A 22,761-nucleotide genomic window follows, 5' to 3' on the forward strand; every position below is an offset into this window, starting at 1 on the left:
CGGCTGACCCCAGAACTGTTTCATTCTCAGAAAAAGCAGGGTTTTGTAGGGGCGGTGCGACCCCTACTCCCCGTGCCCGCCCAGCCCATAGACGAGCGGGTCGGGGTTTCAGACTATCGGGGCAACCGGGCGTGGGATTGCCCCTACAAGAGAATGAAACCGCCCTGCCGTGCCCGCCCAGCCCATAGACGAGCGGGTCGGGGTTTCAGACATCGGGGCAACCACGGGGGGATTGCCCCTACAAGAGAATGAAACAGTCCTCTCGCTAACCAGGCAGCCCGCCAGGGAATGAATTCCCTGTCTTATAGCGAAAGTCCTCTCGAAGAGGACTGAAGAACTCATTAGTCCTCATAGCGAGGACTTTCGCTTTGAGGCTATTGTTTTAACCCCTGCCGGACTGAGGGTTTAACGTTAAGTTGACACCAATGGTCGCGCACCTTACCCTAAACATAAGGTGCCGCCACCAAAACCTAATCTGCATCGGAATCCAAAACTCCGCTAGACAGCATCAACCTCGGCCAAACTAACAAGAAAAAACCCATCCAAGCTAATAAAGGAATCGCGACTAAAACCGTTATCCAAACAGTTTTTAACAAAAACCAACTACCGGAAATCAGACTCGTGCCTGTCAAAAGAATCGACCAAGGTTGACACCACCAAGGTTTGTAACTCCAAGGACTAATAGCTTTTTGATTAGAAAGTTTTTTATCAGAAATAGATTTCATATTTTCAGTGATTTTTTATGGAGAATAGTCGGGCTAGCTGGATTAACCGAAGTTAAACATTCATCACTTCTTCTGCTGTCAGCGTTAATTCGGGAAAAGTTCGCGACACAATTCGTTCACTGCCTTTAAACACGCTTATTTGATAGTTGCCATCTGCATCCAAAAGGTGAACAAATACAGTTGGAATTTTGGGATTTCCCAGAAATTCCCTGCTGCCAATTGCTAAATAATCGACAATCCAATACTCAGGAATTCCGAGGCGCCGATATTCGTCCAATTTGTCTATATAATCGTCCTCCCAATTCGTCGATGTTACTTCCACTGCCAGTTGAATTGGTTCTTGTAAGGCAGAATAAGCAGAACGGTTTGACCGCCACAAATCGCGATCGATTACGCTGACATCCGGTTTCCGCCCTTGTTCGATTCCGGCTTTAGTTACAGTTCTGATAACGGCGGTATTTTTGACTACATAATTTAAACTTAGCCGTTTAATTTCATCTTTAAATGAGTCAGATGTAAAATCCGCAACATCATCATGATTTCTTGTCGCATTCATCTCTACAATTTCTCCATTTACCAGTTCATAGAGTCCATCTTCTGGACATTCTACAAGGAATTGGTCAAAGGTTAATTTTTGCGTGACTGTTGCAATCATAAGATTCTTCCTTATTTTGCAGTAATACTATTAGTCTATATTACCACAGGCAGGAAGAAATTTGTTTTTTTGACCCCAGACATCCAATTATAAAATCTAAAATCTACAATTAAAAATCTCAAATCGATTCAGGTAAATGGTAAAATACGAGCGCCAGCGGGCAGATTGAGTTAAATATGTCACCTAGTTGCTAGGGTAGAAAGTAACAAACCTAGAAATCGAGCCACTCCCAGGTCAACCCCGAACCATGAGACTAGACGAAGCCGTAGAATTTGCCGAAAACCCAGAGCCGCGCTGTCCCTGCGTCCTCCTGCTGGACACCTCCGGCTCCATGCAAGGCGCACCGATAGATGCCTTGAATGAGGGGCTGGAAATTTTTAGGAATGACCTAATTAAAGACGAACTAGCTAAAAAGCGAGTCGAAGTCGCGATTATTTCGTTTGACAATCAGATCAAAGTCGTGCAAGACTTCGTTACCGCCGACCAGTTCGAGACGCCACTGCTGACAGCTCAAGGACAAACCCACATGGGCGCAGGCATTCAGCTAGCATTAGATACCATTGCCGCCCGCAAATCCGAATACCGCAACAACGGCATTACCTACTACCGCCCGTGGGTATTTATGATTACCGACGGCGAACCTCAAGGTGAATCCGACGATGTTGTGGAAATAGCAGCACAGCGGATTAAAGAGGAAGAAACTAACAAGCGCGTGGCATTTTTTGCAGTCGGAGTGGAAGGTGCTAATATTCCCCGTCTCGCGCAAATTGTCGATCGCACGCCTGTAAAATTGAAAGGATTAGACTTTAGAGAGATGTTCATCTGGCTTTCGGCTAGTATGCAGAGAGTTTCTCACTCAAAAATTGATGAACAAGTAGCACTGCCGCCACCCGGATGGGGAACTGTTTAGTCATTAGTCATTGGTCATTAGTCATTAGTTATTGGTCATTAGTCATTGCTCATTAGTCATTGGTCATTAGTCATTGGTCATTAGTCATTGGTCATTAGTCATTGGTCATTAGTCATTGGTCATTAGTCATTGGTCATTAGTGAGAGTGCCGTAGGGACACGGCAGTGCCGTGTCCCTACAAGGGCTAGTACCTACGAACCCAGAAAAGTGCTGTAATTAGGGATAAATAAACCCGTCCAGACTTTGCATAGTTGTGAATTTACGAAGTTTTGAGTTAAAGAGTTATTAATGCAGAATTCATCCTTTAATTGGCAAGTTGTGGCGGCATCGGTGATAGGTACGAGCCACGAAAAAAGAGCGCAGCCTTGTCAAGATGCCCACTGCTGGCGTCTCTTGCCAAACGGTGTTTTAGCGGCAGCGGTTGCCGACGGTGCGGGCTCGGCAGCACTCGCAGAAGTTGGGGCAAAAATTGCTGTGGAAGCGGTTGTCGAAACGATTTCCCAGCAACAGGAAAGGCTGCCTGAAACTGACGACGAATGGCAGGTATTCTTGACAGCATCACTGCAAGTTGCGCGGGCACAGGTGGAAGCAGAAGCGGCAGTGCGGGAAGTGGCTGCGAGAGATTTAGCCTGCACTTTAATTGCGGTTGTTGCTACACCAGAATTAATCGCAGTTGCTCAAATCGGCGACGGTGCGGCGGTAGCAGGTGATAGTGCAGGAAATGCGATCGCCCTGACAGTACCTCCCTGCGGCGAATACATCAACGAAACTATCTTTTTGATTTCGCCGAATGCGATAGAAACAGCGCAATTTCAGGTACTGCGGGAAAAACTGCCGCACTTAGCCGTTTTTTCCGACGGCTTGCAAATGCTAGCTCTCAAAATCCCAGAAGGCACGCCGCACAAGCCGTTTTTTGCGCCTTTGTTTCGGTTTTCTGGCGAGTGGAAAGAAGAAGAAGATGCGAAACAGCAGTTAGAGTCATTTTTGCGATCGCCCCGCGTTTCCGAACGCACCGATGATGACTTAACATTATTGTTAGCAACTTTTTCGACCAATGTCTAGTCTGTTCAACTTGAGATATTGCACCATTCTCAAGAACAGGCAAGATGCCTGTTCCACAAAAGATAAATTTTCTTGTGGAACAGGCATCTTGCCTGTTCAGAAAAGGCTTATTGAGAATGGTGCAAGATGTGATCTCAACTCCACTTACAAAAAGCGGATAAAAAATTATGACAAATCCACTTTGCGATCGCCCCGCGTTTCCGAACGCACCGATGATGACTTAACATTATTGTTAGCAACTTTTTCGACCAATGTCTAGTCTGTTCAACTTGAGATATTGCACCATTCTCAAGAACAGGCAAGATGCCTGTTCCACAAAAGATAAATTTTCTTGTGGAACAGGCATCTTGCCTGTTCAGAAAAGGCTTATTGAGAATGGTGCAAGATGTGATCTCAACTCCACTTACAAAAAGCGGATAAAAAATTATGACAGATCCACGAATTAGTGCCAGAAGCTTGCTGCGAGAAACATTTGCTACTACGGGGCCTATATACGCTCCCCTGTTGACAATCAATTTTCCCAATTTTATATTGGTCGCGCTCAATAGTTTTGGCAATCTCGGTTCAGCAGGTGTTCTTTTCTTTATCTACTCGTTCGTGGCAGTTCCTTTATTTTCGGGAGCCATGATTTTCTACACTTACCGAAGTTTGACTCGAAATCAAGTAACTGTGGGTCAGGCTTTCAATCAAGCAAGCAGAAGATTGCTGCACCTTATTTTGGCTTATATTTTGTTTGTGGGGGTGGTGTTTGCAGGCTTCATTGCACTAATAATTCCCGGTCTTTATGTATCATATCGCTTAACATTTTCATTGTACGCTACCGTCATTGATAACTCTTCGGCGGTGGACAGTCTTAGCAGCAGTTGGAAATTAACTAAAGGGCGCTGGTGGTTGCTATTTCGAGCGATTTCTCTGATTGTTTTGCTTGTTTTTGTGCCAATAATATTGATTTCCCTATTAATCGATCCGACGGCCAAATCCGTAGGATATCAGCTTACAAGTAATCTACTCGGATTTTTAGCCGGGCCGTTGATGAATGTTTATTTGGTTTTATTGTACCTGCGCCTGCGGGAATCGGCAGCAACTATTCAATAGACATCTCCGAAAAATCAAGTCAAGGGCTGTCAGGATACCTACCCCACAAAAATTGTTAGCGCTGTCTCGCGAGCGGTGAAAATTTGGCGCGGTTCTATAATAAAATCGAGGTGTCAACAATTTTGCTTTAGTTTGTACAGTAGGTCGTCATTTGCAAGCACAAGAGATTAAGGATCGGCTCAACTCCCTAATTAGCGACGCAGATCTAATAGATCCGAGTTTAGCGAGAAGATTGGATGAAATCAATCGCTGGGTGAAAGATATTAAACCCGGTTCGCTAACTGCTAAAAAATTTGTGATGGCTTTTTTGCTGCAGCTTATCCGAGATTCTCAGGTTTGGCTGGCAGTTCAATCTCTACCTTCGGAAAGAGAACAGCAAGCCGCGTTTGAGTTAATGACGCCGGGAGAAAGGTATTGGTACAGCTATCTATTTCCTAAATGGCTGAGCGAAAACGATCGCAAATTTTACATCTGGAAACAAAAACTCAAGGCCGGCCAATTCGATCCGGGAGATGATCTCGTGATTCGTGCGATCGCAGCCCGAATTGTCGATCGGCAAGGCACTGTTTTGTATCGATATGTTGCAGATCTTTCTATGGCAACCGATTCCATCGTTAGCAACCGCCAACAACAGCCCCTCTGCATTCAAGTCACTACTCTTTCGGATGAGTTTTCTGAACTAAAATATCAAAATTGGCAACAAACTCTTCAAGCTTGGGGGATTGACAGAGGATTATTCTTAAGTTATGATAAAAACGATGCAAATTTCCTGAACCAGTTAGTTAACATTGCATTATATAATAGTGATAATTTGCCCGCAGGTCGTTACCTCAAGTTCCCGTAAATCAAGCAGATATGCTGCTGAGAATAGTTCGACTGCTCCAAACTCCGTGAAAAAAAAAATTTGACTAACTCACATATTGCACAATTCTCGACAATGGCAAAAGCCTAGTCCCCAGACAGCTTCCCGCAAAAGGGAAGGCGGAGCAAGATTCTTCCTCCCCTTTTCTGGTTCCGGGAGGGGTCTGCCAGACGGCGACAACAGGTGCTTGATACCAAGGCTAAGCAGGGAAGATTTACCGCAGCAATCAATCTTGTTAAATAACTAGCAACTCGGCCTAAATTGAATTGAGATTTGATTTAATCGCCGTGGAATTGTGGGAAAAAAAATCAAATTACATCAAAATCAAATACTATGACTGTACAAGGTACGAGCATCGTTGAAAATAACTTGCAAAAAGTCTGGGAAGAACTGGAAGCAGCCCGAAAAATGCAGGATGACTGGATGAATTACGGGGTAGATTTTGTGGATTTGTACGTGGAAGATGCTGGCGGGGAGTGGTTGGAAAAGTGGGGAAAATGTGAAGAAGAATTAGAGCTAATAAAAAATAAAAAGGTAGATATTGAAGCAGTCAAAGCAGCGATCGACCTTTCCAGCTTTCAGCAGACAAAACTGCTGGAAATTGCCTTGAATTGCCGTTACTCTACCAGCTATTACTCCGATCGCCCCCAGGAGTCTCCCGCTTGGCAAGAGGTTAAGTACAAACGGCTGTCACTCTTAGGCGCAGCGATTTTCGGTGCTGTTGTTACCGATTACCTCTACCGCGAATATCCAGAACTCGATCCCGATGCTATCTCAACCTTAAAAGCTCGTTTAGCAGATCCGAAAAAACTTGCGGATTTTGCACAAAATCTGAAATTAAACGAACTCGGTTGGCGCGTCTGGAATGGGAAAGAAGCAGACAAAAGCGAGCAGACTAGGAATTTTTTGGAGGCTTTTGAAGCTTTGTTTGGCGCGATTTACTTGGAGTTGAATCGCGATTTTTTCCGTGGGGGAAACTGGCTGATTCAGCACTTGATTGAACCAAACATTAGCCAGCATCTGGATCTAACTCAGCCGCGACAAGTAGGGCCAGAAAACGAGGTGAAACGGCGGGAAATGCTGGGTGCGGCTATTCTAGATGCGATCGCGATCGACTATTTGTACAACCGCTTTCCCGAACGCAACGCCAGCCAGCTAACTCGCTGGAAAAATATGTTAGTGGCCAAAGAGATTTTCCCCAAAGACTTTAAGGCAAAACTAGGCAGTCAGTACCTGGAATTGAGAAGCAATTTCTCGCGTACCCGCGACTGGTTGGTGGATAACTTTATCCAAACCGCAGTTGACGAACTGGAAGAGGAAACAGGCGATCGACTAAAATAAAATCAACTTGTCAAAAAAATTGGGGAAACAGCAATGGTTACACAACTGCAATCTCCCGAAAAATCAAATATCATCTACCCCGACGATAACGGCGAACCGATGTCAAACAATACGGATCAGTTTCGATTAATTGTTTGGATTAAAGAAAACTTAGAATTGCTGTTTGCCGATGATCCAAATGTTTTCGTAGCAGGTGACTTGCTTTGGTATCCCGTGGAAGGAAATAATAAACTTTGCCAATCACCAGATGTGATGGTAGTTTTGGGGAGACCAAAAGGATATCGAGGTTCCTACCAACAGTGGCATGAAGATAATATTGCACCGCAAGTCGCGTTTGAAATTTGGTCGCCGGGAAATCGTCTGACTCCGATGATTGAAAAATTCAGATTCTACGAACGCTACGGCGTGGAAGAATACTATTTGTACGACCCGCAAACATTAGAACTGACAGGATGGTTGCGGGTTGAGTCACAATTAGAAGCGATCGAACAAATGGACGGTTGGGTAAGTCCGAGACTGGGAGTGCGGTTTCAATTATCAGAAACAGGACTCGAAATGTTCGGGCCATCTGGAGAACCGTTTAGGAGTTTTGTGGAACTCGATCGACAGATCCAGCAAGCCGAGGCGCGGGCCGAACAAGAACGGCTGCGGGCCGAACAGGCAGAAATGCTGCTGGAACAAGAACGATCGCGATCGCAAGCTTTGGAATCAAGACTCCGAGAAATGGGCATCGATCCCAATCAATTGTAAGCACAACTGCAAAATTGAACTATTGTGGAACAGGCCCTCGTAGCCTGTTGTTGAGTTTTCCAGGGCGGGCTCTCCTGCCTAACCCACAATAAAATAGAATTATCGTGGAATAGGCCCTCGTAGCCTGTTGCTGAATTTTCCAGGGCGGGCTCTCCTGCCCAAGCCCTACTCCCCACAATAAAATAGAATTACGGATTTATCAGTGGGGTAGCTTTCTTTAATCTAAAATCCAAAATCTAAAATCTAAAATCGATTGATGCCCCCATACCCTAAGCGAATTCTATGCAGTTGCAGCGCCAATTTAGCGGACAACTGATTGCGATCGACACCAAAACCGCGATCGCCAGCGGGGGTGAAGGCCGCATCTACCCGATCGCCCAAGACTCGTCCCTTGTAGCAAAAATCTACCACAAACCGACAGACGAAGACGGCGACAAACTCACAGTCATGTTCAGTATGCCGCCGGATGCGCCGATCGCGGAACCGGGGCACGCTTCCATTGCTTGGCCGATCGATTTGCTGCATACTGTCGGCGGGCGAGAAAAAATCGTCGGTTTTGTGATGCCGCGCGTCAACAAAGTGATGCCGGTACACACTTTCTACACACCCAAAACCAGGCGCGAACAAAAACCGCTATTTAGCTATCTTTACCTCCACCGTACCGCCAGAAATCTCGCCTCGGCTGTAAACGCCCTCCACGTCAGGGGTTACGTCATCGGCGACGTAAACGAGTCGAACATTCTCGTGACGGATACGGCGTTGGTAACGCTGGTAGACACGGATTCGTTTCAAGTCCGCGATCCTTATACCGGTTACGTTTATCGGTGTCCCGTGGGGAAACCAGAGTTTACGCCGCCGGAGTTGCAGGGGCAGACTTTCCGCGATATCGATCGATCTCCAGAGCACGATTTGTTCGGTTTAGCTGTATTAATTTTTCAATTGCTGATGGAAGGTACACATCCGTTTTCGGGAGTTTATCTCGGTAGCGATGAACCGCCGTCTTTGGAAGCGAGAATTCGATCGGGCCATGTCCCCGGATGCAGTAGGGGCGGTGCCCCCGTGCCCGCCCGCTACCGCCCGATGCCCGCTGCGCCTCCTTTCGAGATGCTACATCCCCGGCTGCGGCAGATGTTTATCCGCTGTTTTGAGGAAGGGCACGGCAATCCTGCGGCGCGCCCGGATGCGAAAACTTGGGTGAATGCGATTCGGGAAGCCGAAGATGCTTTGGTAACTTGCAGCAAAAACAGTCAGCATAAGTACGGAAATCATCTCAGTCGGTGTCCTTGGTGCGATCGGGCAAAACTCCTCAAAGGCCGCGATCCGTTTCCTTCGCGGCAAGCAGTCAGCAACGGATTGCACTTGCAGCCTGCGAAAATCAAGCGTAAAAAGCCCCAACCACCGCCTGTCGTACCCCAGCCCGCAGTGCGCCGGCAACAGCCCGCCACGGGGCTGTCGCGCCCAATCGGCCAGTACGCAGTGCCGTTGCTACCGATGCCGATGTCTTCTCGGAGTCGGACTCCTGCGCCTCAGCTTCCGGTGGGCAAGTTTGAGCGCATTGTTCAGGATGCTGCTTGGGGAGGTGTTTGGGGTAGTTTGTGTTTGGCGGCGATCGGGGGGATTTATTCGGTAATAGCTGAGGGCGGCGGCGCTATTTTGGGGGCGATTTTTGTTGGTACGATTTGGGGCTGTTTTTTTGGGATGATGTGGGGCGTTTTTACTTTGCCGCCGAATCAGATTTGGCGGAAGTGGGGCGGAGTTTTGGTGGGGGCGTCTTGGGGGGCTTTTTTGTTGGCGGCGATCGGCGGTGCGGTGTTTGGGGCAATTAATAGCACTCCGGGAATCGGGGAGCGGATTTTGGCTGGGGCGGGGGTTGGTGCTGTCTGGGGCTGTGTTTGGGCGAGTTTTCGGCCTCCTCTGGCGCTGCCGGCGGGGAGGGTGTGGGGCCGGCGGGGAGGGTATTTGGGGGCCGTCTGGGGCTCGTTTGTGGGGACTCTGGCTGGTGTTTTTTTGGGGGCTGGGCTGGTGGTTTGGCAGCAATACGGTGTCCAGATGCGGCCGGTGGATGAGTTTGCGCGTTTGCTGCTGGGTGTGGCGATCGTGGCGGCTGGTGTCGGTTCTGTTGGAGGTGTGGTTTCTGGGGGTTTGTTGGGTTTTTGCGGGTTTGCGCCGAAGTTGCCGATTTCGTTTCAGCCTTCGGGGGTGAGGGGTGGGGCTTTGGGGGCGATTTGGGGCAGTTTTTTGGGGACTTTTGCGGGTGCTGTGTTGGGGGCGGTTGTGTCTGCGATGTTTCCGGCTGTTAGCGCTGGAGTGCCTGTGGAGTTGGGGCCTGTGGCGGGGGCGATCGTGGGGGCTGGTTTGGGGGCGATTTGGGGCGTGGTTTCGGGTACTGTTTGGGGGGCTTTGGGTAAGTGGTGATTCGGTTGATGTCTGTTTTTGGGTGGAAAATGCGTCTATGCCTAGGTGTAAAAATCGAGGGGTTAATTTTTGGGGCTATAATGTATATGCTCTAAGGGTTTGAGGCAGTTCAAGCAATAAAATGGTAGACGCAATCGCTGGAATCTATGCAGGACAAGGGTTTGAGGGCTGTCTGAAAAGTTGGGTATTGACAAGTCGAAGGCTGAAATGGTACTTTTGTTTTATGCAGACGCAAATGAACGTTGAAAACCAAATACAGCAAAGCTTCTGGAACGGGCGCCGCAATTAACCAAACTCCCTATCAGGGATTGAAACGCCCGTTCTCTTTTCCTGTCGCAACCAAAATAAGCCGCAATTAACCAAACTCCCTATCAGGGATTGAAACACAATATAAAAAGCGGTCAAAAATTTGACCGCTTTTGCCGCAATTAACCAAACTCCCTATCAGGGATTGAAACACAAGCATCATATCAGCTACCTCTTTTTTGTACCTATGTCGCAATTAACCAAACTCCCTATCAGGGATTGAAACAAATTGTTTTGCTGCCAAAGCTTAGAAGCCATCGGCCGCAATTAACCAAACTCCCTATCAGGGATTGAAACCTAAATGCCTAAGTGATACGTAAACAATTAATCGCCGCCGCAATTAACCAAACTCCCTATCAGGGATTGAAACGTCAGTTTTCTTCTGGGACGCGCTGGAGTAACACTTGCAAGCCGCAATTAACCAAACTCCCTATCAGGGATTGAAACTTTTGCGGACACTGGAACTACTTACCCATTCCCGCCGCAATTAACCAAACTCCCTATCAGGGATTGAAACGACGAACTTGAGCGCGATCGCCGCGAATTACTCGCGGCCGCAATTAACCAAACTCCCTATCAGGGATTGAAACCATCACCTTCTGCTTTCGTGAAGTAAAGATTTGGGTGGCCCGGCCGCAATTAACCAAACTCCCTATCAGGGATTGAAACTCTAGTCCGCATTGCTGCCACGGTTTGCAGAATTTTGGCCGCAATTAACCAAACTCCCTATCAGGGATTGAAACATAACACTCGTTGTGTGGACTCTCAAACCAACCTACGCCGCAATTAACCAAACTCCCTATCAGGGATTGAAACCTAAATCCCCCGCCGACCGACTTTCAATCAATAAGGCCGCAATTAACCAAACTCCCTATCAGGGATTGAAACTTTGATATAAATATAGGGGTAGATGCAACCCCACAGAGCCGCAATTAACCAAACTCCCTATCAGGGATTGAAACCGCTTCGGCAAGCTTCTTGTATCTGAAGAGTGTTATGCCGCAATTAACCAAACTCCCTATCAGGGATTGAAACTACGATCTGCTTTTTCGCGACACAGACCCCACAACCAAGCCGCAATTAACCAAACTCCCTATCAGGGATTGAAACACGGCGACACAAAGTGGCACGGGAGTCCGAGGTGGGCCGCAATTAACCAAACTCCCTATCAGGGATTGAAACCTGCTACTTCCCCAGACTTCCTGATCACCTTCCTGCCGCAATTAACCAAACTCCCTATCAGGGATTGAAACCAAATTGTATTTGTGCTGCATTAACTGCAAATCTTGAGCCGCAATTAACCAAACTCCCTATCAGGGATTGAAACTATGATTCTGGATCTTTGAATTGGCAGTGCCAGTGCCGAGCCGCAATTAACCAAACTCCCTATCAGGGATTGAAACAAAATTTCTGTTCCCGTGTATAAGCGTGATAAGTGGGCCGCAATTAACCAAACTCCCTATCAGGGATTGAAACTTATCTAGTAGGTGGCGAAAAATGCTTTTACTCGATCGCCGCAATTAACCAAACTCCCTATCAGGGATTGAAACAAACTGCTGGAGCAGCGGTAGCAGGCTTTACTACTCCGAGGCCGCAATTAACCAAACTCCCTATCAGGGATTGAAACAAACGACCATCATCAGGCGGTTATTCGGACGAAAAAGCCGCAATTAACCAAACTCCCTATCAGGGATTGAAACAAATTCTTACCCAAAGCCGGAGTCTGCAAGCACGGCGCCGCAATTAACCAAACTCCCTATCAGGGATTGAAACGCATTCTATCAGTCCATCGCTCTTAAATTCTGGGGCCGCAATTAACCAAACTCCCTATCAGGGATTGAAACTTATTATCCTTGCCATACAAGTTTTGAGCCGTTTGCCGCAATTAACCAAACTCCCTATCAGGGATTGAAACTCCAGCGATCGCTTTTACAGAGGGGCGATCGCTTGCCGCAATTAACCAAACTCCCTATCAGGGATTGAAACAAGCTTCACACAGATTACATATATCGCGGGCGCGGGGCCGCAATTAACCAAACTCCCTATCAGGGATTGAAACTCAATCGCAATCCCTTTGGGCGGCTTCTCCCGGTTGGCCGCAATTAACCAAACTCCCTATCAGGGATTGAAACATTCTCCTGAGCCAGAGATTTCATGCGATCGCCAGCCGCAATTAACCAAACTCCCTATCAGGGATTGAAACAGTTGCGATCGGATTTCCAACCAATCCTATTTTATCAAGGCCGCAATTAACCAAACTCCCTATCAGGGATTGAAACTAATGGCTTCTTTAGTACAATTAGCAATTGCTGTGCCGCAATTAACCCAACTCCCTATCAGGGATTGACGATTATTTAGCAGCGGTTTAAAAGCAGCAATGAGAGCCGCAATTAACCAAACTCCCTATCAGGGATTGACGACGAATTAGATAAATGCCGAGACACAGTAACAGGAGCCGCAATTAACCAAACTCCCTATCAGGGATTGACGATGAAGCGTCAAGAATCACCGCTGCTTTAGCACGGTAAGTATTTCAATTGAGATGACAGTGACAATTCGGCTTTTCAATCAAAGACTCAACCAAAGCATTCAAAGCAACCGCCGCCAACAATCCGCCGCCAAAAGTTCCCACAGTCGTAATATAAGCAACGCCCGATCGCACTAACCGCCGTTTCGCCACCGGAGAATGACTAAAACCGATCGGCATTCCAACTACCAAAGCCGGTTGCAGTTGCCCACACTCGATCGCCTCGCAAACCGCCATCAGCACAGAGGGCGCATATCCTATCACTAATATACATCCTTTTTCCAGTTTCAACAACTTTTCAAACCACTCACCCTGCCGCCAGAATTCCTGTTCCGCTTCCGCCGCAGCATTGATGTGCGGGTCATCAATTAAAGTTGCAATACTTGTTCCCAAATGTGCCAATCTTGTCCCATCCAAAGCCGCAAAAACAGGAGGCACATCAGCCACAATTTGACACTGATTTTTCAAAGCTTCCCGCGCCGATTTAATCGCCGTTTCGCTCAACTTCACAAACGGCAGCAGCGAACAATCTCCGCAGGCTAACACCAGTTTAGAAAGCAAGTCTACCTCAATTTCCGAGCGATCGGCCAAATCCGGCAACAAATGCTGCAACGACTCCCCAAAAACCTCCGGGTGAGTGTGCGCCCCCGCATCCCAACCCTCCCAAAATTGTTCCAACTCATCCAACCCCCCCTCAGTTTCCGCCTGCAACAGCCTTAATTGCGCCAATGCGTCCGCTTGCAGCGCTTGACAGGAAATATCCCGTCCCAGCAATCCTTCCAGCGCCGAAGCCGTTTCTCTGAGGCGAACAATTTGCTGAATAACCGACAGATATTGCCGTTGCAGAGTCGCCATCAGCGCGTCAGGCGAAGCATCCGCATCAGTTTCTAACAGTTTGCGAATGTGAGACAGTTGAAAGCCTTGCTGCTTGAGTGCCACTATTCTTTGCAGTCTTTGTACATCGCTGCGGGTGTACAATCTGTAGTTAGAGGTCGATCGTACAGCCGGAGATAGCAGCCCCAAAGCGTGATAATGTCGCACCATCCGAGGGGTAATTGTGCCTTTTACCGCTTCTGTAAGTTGTTTGATTGTCAGGTATTCTTGCATTGGATTTTGGGAATTTTGGGATTGTATATTTGGCTTTCTGATTCACCCGCAATCCTAGGAGTGAATCAATTCCCACGCATTCACCCACAGTCCGCCGGGGATTGAAATCCCCGTCTCATAGCAGAAGTCGGTTAAAACCGACTGAAACATTAAATTTAATTCTCAACTATCTTCAGTCCTCTTTCAGAGGACTTACGCTATGAGACAGGGAATTCATTCCCTGTCGGACTGTCGGATGTAACGAATGACAAGTTGAGGGCGAGGGCCTTGAGATTCACCCGCAGTCCTAGGAGTGATTGAAATCCCCGTCTCATAGCAGAAGTCGGTTAAAACTGACTGAAACATTAAATTCAATTCTCAACTATCTTCAGTCCTCTTTCAGAGGACTTACGCTATGAGACAGGGAATTCATTCCCTGTCGGACTGTCGGATGTAACGAATGACAAGTTGAAGGCGAGGGCCTTGAGATTCACCCACAGTCCTAGGAGTGATTGAAATCCCACGCATTCACCCACAGTCCTAGGAGTGAATGAATTCCCCGTCTCATAGCAGAAGTCGGTTAAAACCGACTGAAACATTAAATTCAATTCTCAGCTATCTTCAGTCCTCTTTCAGAGGACTTGCGCTATGAGACAGGGAATTCATTCCCTGTCGGACTGTCGGACTCTGGTACTCAACGAGGGGCGAGTTGATGCTGGATTTATTTTGGTTTCACTCTTGACATTGACACTAATGTCAAGGTTTAGGGTAAAGGAGTCATCTACCAAATCAAATTTCCCCCATGACTCCCAATTCCCTCCCCAATTCTCGCCTCTGGCGCCTCGCAGAAGAACATCCAGATGCTGTGACTGCCGCCCTGTGCGGAATTCTAGTAATCTTGGGTTCGCTAGCCCTGCAATTCGGCTGGCTGGGTGTAGCCGTGTTAATCTTACCCGCAGCTTATGTTATCGGCGGCTATTCCAGTACCCGCGAAGGCTTAACAACCCTTTTTCAAGAACGCGAATTAGATGTAGATTTGTTAATGATTGTCGCTGCTTTGGGCGCGGCCGGTTTAGGGCTATGGCGGCAAGAATATCATTTAATTGTTGACGGTGCGGTGTTGATTTTAATCTTTGCAATTAGCGGCGCCCTTGAAGGTTATGCTATGCAGCGGACTGAACGCAGCATCCGCAGTTTGATGAGTTTGACTGCGGATACTGCTAGAGTGGTAATGTACGGCGGGGAACGGGAAGTTGCGATCGACAAATTGGAAATAGGCGATTACATTTTAGTCAAGCCCGGAGAAATCATCCCCACAGATGCGATAATTATAGAAGGCTACAGTGCGATCGATCAAGCCTCGATTACCGGCGAATCGATGCCCGTGGAAAAAACCAGCGGCGATGAAGTCTATGCAGGTACAATTAACGGTGTCGGCGCGCTGAAACTCGAAGTTCATAAAACTCCAGAAAGCAGCTTGATTCAGCGAGTGATTCGGCTGGTTCAAGAAGCGCAAACAGCAGCGCCGCCTTCTCAAATGTTTGTGGAAAAATTCGAGCGCGGTTATGCTAAATTAATTGTAGGTTTAGGCTTGCTTCTCGCAACTTTGCCGCCCTTTGTTTTGGGCTGGAATTGGGAAGAGACAATCTATCGGGCGCTGATTTTCCTAGTAGTCGCATCCCCCTGCGCGCTGATGGCTTCGATTATGCCGGCGCTGCTTTCGGGAATTGCTAATGGGGCGAGACAGGGGATTTTGTTTAAAAGTGGCGCGCAATTAGAGATGATTGGTAAAGTCAGGGCGATCGCCTTTGACAAAACCGGAACTCTCACCACCGGAAAACCCGAAGTTATCCAAATTGTACCAGCAGCCGGATATACTGAAACAGAAGTTCTGCAATTGGCTGCAGCCCTAGAAGCTCATTCCGAACACGCGATCGCCCACGCAATTGTCAGCGCCGCCCAGCAGCAACAGTTACAATTGTCAACCGCTACCGACGTACAAGCAAAAATCGGCCAAGGAATTGTCGGCAAAGTCAACAATCAAATCATTGCCATTGGTAAAGCCGAATTTGTCGAAGCAACCTCCGAATTGACTCAAATCAGCCAGCAGTTGCAAGCCGAAGGTAAAACCGTTGTTTGGGTAGCAAAGAACGATCGGCTTTTGGGAATCATTGCAGTAGCAGATACCCTCCGCCCCGAAGCAGCAGCAACAGTAAAACACTTGCAAAAATTAGGCGTAGAACATATAATTATGCTAACCGGCGACAACGAGAAAACAGCTCAACACATCGCCCGTCAATTAGGCATCAAAGAAGTCTACGCCGAACTTTTGCCAGAAGACAAAGTGCAGGCAATAAAACAACTGCAAACCCAGTATCAAACTGTAGCAATGGTAGGAGACGGCATCAACGACGCCCCCGCCCTCGCTCAAGCTTCCGTCGGCATTGCGATGGGAATTTCCGGCAGCGACGTTGCTTTAGAAACTGCTGATATAGTATTAATGGCAGATAAATTAGAGCAACTAGCTAAAGCAATTAGTTTAGGCCGCCGCGCTCAAAAAATTGTCAAACAAAACATTGTTTTTGCACTCAGTTGCATTATAGTGTTACTGGCTGCCAATTTTCTCGGAAACATCACCATGCCTTTCGGCGTAATCGGTCACGAAGGCTCTACAGTAATAGTCACATTAAGCGGTTTGCGACTGCTCAGAAATTAGACCAATCGAGACAGAGGAAGAGTGATATCAAATCCGCTCTTCATCGGAATTATTAGTCTCTCTCTTCTCTTCCTCTGCGTTCTCTGCGTTCTCTGCGGTTAAAAAATCCAAATATTAAGAAAAACTACAATTTTTGTTTGCGTCACTCAAAACACGCTACCGTCAAAAGTATAGAATCATACCAAAATCGGAAATTGCTCAAAACTGCAAGAAAAATTAACCTAGAAAAAGTCTAGAAAATGGTATAGAACTGATTGCACCAAGAGCAATAGAAAACAAGTTTTCTGTTGGAGGCTATTATGAACCACAAAGTCCTTGGGGCCACGCGGAACGTTGCAATTGTTGGCCCTTATTTAAGCGGAAAAACCGCACTGCTCGAAAGTTTGCTGTCGGTGACAGGAACAATTACCCGCAAAGGAAATGTCAAAGATGGCAACACAATAGGTGATAGTTCGCCCGAAGCACGCGATCGCCAAATGAGCGTAGAAGTAAACGCCGCCACCGCTGAATATGAAGGCGTCCGCTTCACATTTCTCGACTGTCCGGGCTCGGTAGAATTTGCCCAAGAAACTTACAATGCGCTGATTGGTGTGGATGCGGCGATAATTGTTTGCGAACCCGTTGCCGATCGCACTTTAACCCTCGCACCCCTGTTTAAATTCCTCGATGATTGGGAAATTCCCCACTTAGTTTTCATCAACAAGATCGATCGAGCTTACACAGACGAAACGACTTGCGGCACCAACTTCACCGAGGTGATCGACGCGCTCAAATCCGTTTCCAGTAGACCGATCGTACCTCACCAATATCCGATCGGCAAAAACGAACAAATCATCGGTTTTATCGACCTAGTAACCGAACAAGCTTACCACTACCATCCGGGCGCCGCCGCAGATCCCGTCCCGCTTCCAGAACACCTCAAAGCACAAGAAAGCGCAGCGCGGCAGCAAATGCTCGAAGAATTGGCGAATTTTGACGACCATTTACTCGAAGAATTGCTCGAAGAAATCAATCCCGACGCCGAAGAAATTACCCGCGATTTAAAGATGGAATTAGGCGCAGATTTAATTGTGCCAGTATTCATCGGCATCGCCGAACAAGATTTCGGCGTGCGGCCTCTGCTGGAAGCTTTGCTGAGGGAAGCGCCGACACCGGAAACAACAGCCGATCGCCGTGGCATTATACAAAGTGAAAACAAAGTTCTAGCTCAAATCCTCAAAACCTATTACACACCGCAAGGAGGCAAACTATCGTTAGTGAGAATGTGGCGGGGCACGCTGGCAGACGGAGCAAATTTGAACGGCGTTCGAGTTAACGGTTTGTACCGCTTGACCGGCCAGCAAACGCAAAGTTTGCAGTCTGTCAGCGCCGGGGAAATTGTGGCTTTGGGAAGGCTAGAAGGCTTGAAAACAGGCGATACGCTGGCGCAAGACCGATCGGAAGAATTGCCAAAAGCCGAAATCATCCCGCCTGTCTACGCACGGGCGATCGTCCCAGAAAAGCGCAACGATGAAGTTAAGCTGAGCTCCGCTTTAGCTAAATTGCTAGAAGAAGACCCATCTTTAGTCTGGGAACAGCACGGCGACACTCACGAAATTATACTTTGGGGTCAAGGCGAAATCCACCTGAAAGTTGCCTTAGACAGGTTGCGCCGCAAGTATAATTTGCCGATGGTAACTCACTTACCGCAAGTGCCGTACAAAGAAACCATCCGCAAACCAGCATCTTCCATCCACGGGCGCTACAAACACCAAAGCGGCGGGCACGGACAGTTTGGCGACGTGTACCTCGACATTCAACCGCAGCCTCGCGGAGAAGGTTTCACCTTTAGCGACAAAATAGTCGGCGGCGTCGTCCCAAAACAGTACATTCCCGGCGTGGAAGTGGGAGTGCGCGAGTATTTGGATCGCGGCCCGCTGGGTTTCCCGGTGGTAGACGTAGCGGTGACGCTGACGAACGGTTCCTATCATACCGTTGACAGTTCCGAACAAGCTTTCAAGCAAGCGGCGCGTTTGGCGATGCAGGAGGGAATGGCCAAGTGCGAACCGGCATTGCTGGAGCCGATCGCCAAAGTTGAAATTTGCGCTCCGAACGAGTGTACATCAAAGGTGTTGCAGTTGGTCAGCGGACACCGGGGCCAAATTCTCGGCTACGAAGGTAAAAAAGAGTGGAAGGGATGGGATGCAGTTTCTGCCTATTTGCCGATCGCAGAAATGCAGAATTTGATCGTAGAATTGCGATCGCAGACAATGGGAGTCGGATTTTTTAATTGGGAGTTCGATCGACTGCAAGAAGTGCCGGAACCTTTAGCTAAGCGGGTTTTGCTAACGACTGGCGGCAATGGAAACGGTAACGGTAAAAGTTAGGTAATTGTCTTAAAAAACCCGGTTTCTTCAATAAACCGGGTTTTTGCACGAGTTGCCATTTAAGTTTATTGCGATCGATTCCCATTTACCTCACATCTTGCACCATTCTCAAGAACAGGCAAGATGCCTGTTCCACAAAGAGTGAATTTTCTTGTGGAACAGGCCGGAAAGCCTGTTCATAAAAAGCTTATTGAGAATAGTGCAACATCTCAGATTTATCGGTTGCACCATTCTCAAGAACAGGCAAGATGCCTGTTCCACAAAGAGTGAATTTTCTTGTGGAACAGGCCGGAAAGCCTGTTCATAAAAAGCTTATTGAGAATGGTGCAACATCTCAGATTTACCGGATTATTCAGTTAAGTTACTTAACGCTGAAATAATATTCTGAGCTAGCATTAACGCAGTTTTCACTTCTCTTTGTAAGTTAAACATAGTATCGTCATAATCAGCTTTATTCCTAAGTTCTCTCAATCTGCTTAAATTTTCACCTATTTTGACCATGTTTTTCTTTTTAGTTGGGTGGTAGATAAATTCTTCTGCTACATATTGATGTTCGTTGATATCGCGATTCTTACGAAAAAGTCTTGGGTCTTTTTCAATGTCGCGCAAGTAATTTCGCGCTAGGCAAAATGTCGAATAGTATGCTCTACTTATCGCCGATCGCAACTTGGCTTCCCTGTTAGGTGAACTTTCACTATTGGTGGCTGCTAACTCTTGAGCTAAATTCAAATATTCAGACCAATCAAATCTCATTTGACTCCCATTCAAGGCTAATATGTAAATCATTTTTGGGGGCAGCTATTTTAGCTTCGAGCCACCAACTATCATCAAGGATGTTTAACTTTGCAAAAGCTTCCTCGACTTCGAGTTTAGTGTAGATAGCAATCCACAGCGATCGCCAGTTGGCAATTTCTGGATCGGTTTTCACTTCCAAGCCTAATCTTTCCGTAGGAAATAGCGCTCGAATGCGATCGTAACCTTCCAGAATCAAAGGTGCGATCGCTTCTTGTTCCATGATGATTTGAAAACTTTCTAGGGGGTTTTCAACCGCGTACAGGCTTTTGATTTTATTAAAAGATGCAATTAAATTGTCAAAGGCTTTAGCTATTTCAGAGGGATTTTCCATTTCTTCAGGCGGCTGAGGAAAGGAAGGGCTTAAATTTGCAGCATCCGTGCTGTAAATGCTGTCACTTGTCGGCTGGTATCGTTTGTCTTTTGATGTTGCTTGGTACTTATCTTTTAATTCGAGGCGTTCTTTTGTGTAAATTTCGTTCAGAGTGTTGTTTTGTTCGGCTAATTTTTCTAAAGCCAATATCTGACGACTTATATTCTCTTCCAACTCGCCAAGCTGGACAGATGAATCTAGTTTAGCTAAAGCAGCGCCAAGGGCTTGCAGACTAATAATATCTCTTGCTTTCATAAGAGTCGATGGTTTGGAAGTTAGGGATTAACTTTACCAGTAATCGTGAAACCTGTCTGGATATTGTAGCAGATTTGGCGGTTAAATGTGGGAGCATCTCATATTTGTAAAAACACTTATTATGGCTCCTTCCTTCTTCCTCCTTCCTTCTTCCTTCTTCTTCTTTCCTCCTGACTCCTGACTCCTGACTCCTGGCTCCAATTTCTAGCGGAGGGCTGCATAAGTGAGATGCTCCCTTGAATGTACCTTTGGTTCGTAGAGGCGGGTTCACCAACAATATATAACGATGACCAACAATCTATATAAACCCGCCCCCACCCCACGGTAAATCTGAATGTAAATTTCGATTTACCGTGGGGAGAGGGCGGGTTTTCGAGATTGTTTTTTCCCGGCGATTATGGTTTGTGAAACCCGCCACTACGATCGCAGAAATTACACAACAACGAATCAACGAGACATGATATTAGAGAACTCGATAATTCATCCGTGTATCCGTGTCAAAATCCGTGTCGTGCCTTCTTCCTTACCCTAAAAAGAAATAATCAAGTAACCATTCAGGAACTTAGCACCCGTAACAGATTTCCCAGTTAGCGCCGGAGGCAGCAAAATATTGCGCCGCTGATCGCCCGCTTCGATCGTCACTTCCGGCCCGGATTGAATCAATTTAATTTCTTTCTTGTCAAACCCAGGCAAAAACAAACTAACTTGACGCTGTGCAATGTTTATGTTAATCGGTTTGGGAGCTTTTGCCGCCTCAGAAAAATCTGGCAAAGCATCAATTAGCGGCTGCCAATTATTGTCACTGTGCGCCGGAACCGAAACAGCCGTCAAAGGATCAAACTCGGCAGTAATAGCTTCTGTAACCGGTGCTTGATTAACAATGACACCGCCCACAGTCAAACTAACTTGTTGAGAACTTCCCCAAAGATAACGGGCAGTTGCGATCGCACTTGCATCTCCAGTCGTCACCAAAAAAGCGGCCGTGCGGTTCGGATCTGCCAGCGCTTCCTTACCCTTATCCAAAAGATTATCGACTTGCTTAGTAGATTGAAAAGCATTGTCTCCCGACAAATCCACCGTCAACACGGTACTCACAACCGGTTGAATAAAAGGTGAAAGCGCTTTCCCCAAATCCGAATCTACCAAAGCTTGACGGAACCTGCGGATGTACCAACTCAGAATTTCCGGCATTCCCAGCATCCGCAGCGTATCCATGCCGCCATTGCCGTCATAAACAATTACATCGTATTGTTTGCTGTCGTCGTATTCCCGAAGTTCGTTCAACGCCAGCGCGCTGTCCATTCCCGGCAACACCCCTAATTCTTGACCGTAAATCTGCTTGAAAAACGGAGTACGGACATATTGAGCTTCTAGTTGTTTAACTTCGTCCCACCTGCGTTCTAGCAGCGGCGCGCTTTGCACCTGAACTGCTTTGAGGTTGGGGGCGATTTCCTGGGGGCTGAGAGTCAGAGGAACCCCTAGCAGAATACCCAATGCAGGGCCCGGATCTTGGCCAAGCAGCAGAACTCGCTTGCCTTGAGCCGCGTATTTTTTAGCTGTTGCGATCGCGATCGTACTGCGGCCAGTGCCGCCTTTGCCCAAAAATGTCAAAATCAAAGCCATTTTCTGTTCTCACTGCCAAAGCTTACTCTTTAACATTTAAGCGCAACCTTCAGCCAGAGTGGGGGAGGGGGGAGAGTGGAGGAAGAGGAGAGTGGGAGAGTGGGAGAGGGGAAGAGGGGGAGAGTGGAGGAAGAGGGGGAGAGGGGGAGAGGGGGAGAGTAGGAGAGGGGGAGAGTAGGAGACGAAAGGAAACACAGTTAAATTCAATCCGTGTATCCGTGTCCGAATCCGTGTCGTGCCCCTCTTCCTTCTACATCTGTTAAACGGGTTCTAGCTCATCTTCAAAGAACCAAGTCGCAAAACCGTCAAACTTGACAACCACGCCTACTCCGCTACCGTCAACCATTCTGAATCCGTCAACAGTGCCTACTGGATTCTCCTTTATCTTGCCCACTATATTTGCAGGTATCCGATCTCTGAGACGGCGCACCTTAACTCTCTGACCTACTTCTATTGCCACTGAAATTGTTCTCCTGCTCTATACAACCGTTTATTTTACAGTTTGGCGTCTACTTCGGAACAGCAACACCAGCAGCCGATCGCTCCCTATGATTTTCCATCGAAATTTCCACCAACTTTCCCTAAAAGACGGTATTCTAGTCGGAGTGCGTCGATCGTCTACCCTGATTCGCTTGGGTTTGCTTCATAAGGTTTCACAGCGGCAAGCTCCACTGGCAGAGGCTGTTCACCACTTAGATAATTATTTTTTATTGCTTCGCAAAAAGAAGTTTTTTATTAATTGCCACAACTACAGAATTTATCCCAAATTAGTCATCCTTCAGGCAGAAGCCAAAAGGCATTCAAAAGCAGTAATTAATTTTATGTTGGCTATATATAAATCTGCCCTCTCTGATGTTGACAGCGGCGAAACTTCATGCAGCAAAGGACTTTGAGTCGGGTTG

The 22,761-nt window shown here is 47.2% G+C and carries 17 protein-coding genes and 1 CRISPR repeat array; of the genes, 10 read left to right on the forward strand and 7 right to left on the reverse strand.

All coding sequences use genetic code 11. The features are described from left to right. Window positions 1–470 precede the first annotated feature (470 nt). Both QUB12_RS22860 and QUB12_RS22865 read right to left on the reverse strand, forming a co-directional pair. Entirely contained in the window at window positions 471–725 is a 255-nt protein-coding gene (locus QUB12_RS22860) for a DUF6737 family protein (protein ID WP_333046688.1), read from the reverse strand. Between the two features lie 52 nt (window positions 726–777). After that, window positions 778–1,380, reverse strand: coding sequence for a Uma2 family endonuclease (locus tag QUB12_RS22865; protein ID WP_333143205.1), 603 nt, complete (start codon window positions 1,378–1,380; stop codon window positions 778–780). Window positions 1,381–1,627: 247 nt separating this feature from the next. Here QUB12_RS22865 and QUB12_RS22870 point away from each other — a divergent pair, with 247 nt between their 5' ends. From QUB12_RS22870 to QUB12_RS22900, 7 genes are all read left to right on the forward strand, one after another. Further along, window positions 1,628–2,290 carry a VWA domain-containing protein gene (locus QUB12_RS22870; RefSeq protein ID WP_333143204.1) on the forward strand — a complete coding sequence of 221 codons (663 nt, stop codon included), beginning with the start codon at window positions 1,628–1,630 and terminating at the stop codon, window positions 2,288–2,290. 288 nt (window positions 2,291–2,578) lie between these two features. Then, window positions 2,579–3,352, forward strand: a complete 774-nt coding sequence (locus QUB12_RS22875; RefSeq protein WP_333308488.1) for a PP2C family serine/threonine-protein phosphatase — start codon at window positions 2,579–2,581, stop codon at window positions 3,350–3,352. Window positions 3,353–3,778: 426 nt separating this feature from the next. Continuing rightward, the gene (locus QUB12_RS22880; RefSeq protein ID WP_333143202.1) at window positions 3,779–4,447 is read left to right on the forward strand and encodes a hypothetical protein; all 669 of its coding nucleotides are present in this window, start codon (window positions 3,779–3,781) and stop codon (window positions 4,445–4,447) included. A 151-nt stretch (window positions 4,448–4,598) separates the two neighbouring features. Beyond that, window positions 4,599–5,291 (forward strand): hypothetical protein, encoded by a 693-nt coding sequence (locus QUB12_RS22885; RefSeq protein ID WP_333308490.1) that lies wholly within the window; start codon window positions 4,599–4,601, stop codon window positions 5,289–5,291. A 351-nt stretch (window positions 5,292–5,642) separates the two neighbouring features. Then, on the forward strand, window positions 5,643–6,650 hold the full coding sequence (locus tag QUB12_RS22890; protein WP_333308491.1) for a ribonuclease III domain-containing protein: 1,008 nt from the start codon (window positions 5,643–5,645) through the stop codon (window positions 6,648–6,650). 33 nt (window positions 6,651–6,683) lie between these two features. After that, window positions 6,684–7,400 (forward strand): Uma2 family endonuclease, encoded by a 717-nt coding sequence (locus tag QUB12_RS22895; protein ID WP_333308493.1) that lies wholly within the window; start codon window positions 6,684–6,686, stop codon window positions 7,398–7,400. 282 nt (window positions 7,401–7,682) lie between these two features. After that, window positions 7,683–9,815 carry a DNA-binding protein gene (locus QUB12_RS22900; protein WP_333308495.1) on the forward strand — a complete coding sequence of 711 codons (2,133 nt, stop codon included), beginning with the start codon at window positions 7,683–7,685 and terminating at the stop codon, window positions 9,813–9,815. A gap of 278 nt (window positions 9,816–10,093) precedes the next feature. Next, window positions 10,094–12,612: direct repeats of the CRISPR family, unit length 37 nt; unit sequence GCCGCAATTAACCAAACTCCCTATCAGGGATTGAAAC. A gap of 42 nt (window positions 12,613–12,654) precedes the next feature. Here the strand turns inward: QUB12_RS22900 and QUB12_RS22905 are convergent. Next, complete coding sequence (locus QUB12_RS22905; protein ID WP_333308496.1) at window positions 12,655–13,755, reverse strand: precorrin-8X methylmutase; 1,101 nt, start codon at window positions 13,753–13,755, stop codon at window positions 12,655–12,657. 781 nt (window positions 13,756–14,536) lie between these two features. On the opposite strand from QUB12_RS22905, the gene QUB12_RS22910 reads away from it, so the two are divergent. Both QUB12_RS22910 and QUB12_RS22915 read left to right on the forward strand, forming a co-directional pair. Beyond that, a complete protein-coding gene (locus QUB12_RS22910) occupies window positions 14,537–16,450 on the forward strand; it encodes a heavy metal translocating P-type ATPase (RefSeq protein WP_333143196.1) in 1,914 nt (637 codons plus the stop codon). A gap of 299 nt (window positions 16,451–16,749) precedes the next feature. Beyond that, window positions 16,750–18,816, forward strand: a complete 2,067-nt coding sequence (locus tag QUB12_RS22915; protein ID WP_333308497.1) for an elongation factor G — start codon at window positions 16,750–16,752, stop codon at window positions 18,814–18,816. Window positions 18,817–19,164: 348 nt separating this feature from the next. Here QUB12_RS22915 and QUB12_RS22920 read toward each other — a convergent pair whose 3' ends face one another. The 4 genes from QUB12_RS22920 to petP all read right to left on the reverse strand — a co-directional run bounded on the left by QUB12_RS22920 (window position 19,165) and on the right by petP (window position 22,319). Beyond that, window positions 19,165–19,569 (reverse strand): HEPN domain-containing protein, encoded by a 405-nt coding sequence (locus QUB12_RS22920; RefSeq protein WP_333308499.1) that lies wholly within the window; start codon window positions 19,567–19,569, stop codon window positions 19,165–19,167. Continuing rightward, window positions 19,559–20,236, reverse strand: a complete 678-nt coding sequence (locus QUB12_RS22925; protein ID WP_333308501.1) for a hypothetical protein — start codon at window positions 20,234–20,236, stop codon at window positions 19,559–19,561. Before QUB12_RS22925 ends, QUB12_RS22920 begins: the two co-directional genes overlap by 11 nt. Window positions 20,237–20,764: 528 nt before the next feature. Beyond that, window positions 20,765–21,859, reverse strand: coding sequence for a Get3/ArsA fold putative tail anchor-mediating ATPase NosAFP (locus QUB12_RS22930; protein ID WP_333308502.1), 1,095 nt, complete (start codon window positions 21,857–21,859; stop codon window positions 20,765–20,767). A 259-nt stretch (window positions 21,860–22,118) separates the two neighbouring features. Continuing rightward, complete coding sequence (gene petP, locus QUB12_RS22935; RefSeq protein WP_172186826.1) at window positions 22,119–22,319, reverse strand: cytochrome b6f subunit PetP; 201 nt, start codon at window positions 22,317–22,319, stop codon at window positions 22,119–22,121. A gap of 88 nt (window positions 22,320–22,407) precedes the next feature. Here petP and QUB12_RS22940 point away from each other — a divergent pair, with 88 nt between their 5' ends. Continuing rightward, window positions 22,408–22,752: a hypothetical protein gene (locus tag QUB12_RS22940; RefSeq protein ID WP_333147579.1), complete on the forward strand. Its 345-nt coding sequence runs from the start codon at window positions 22,408–22,410 to the stop codon at window positions 22,750–22,752. Window positions 22,753–22,761: the final 9 nt, after the last annotated feature.

The sequence above is a fragment of the Microcoleus sp. B7-D4 genome (assembly GCF_036705125.1).
GTDB lineage: Bacteria > Cyanobacteriota > Cyanobacteriia > Cyanobacteriales > Microcoleaceae > Microcoleus.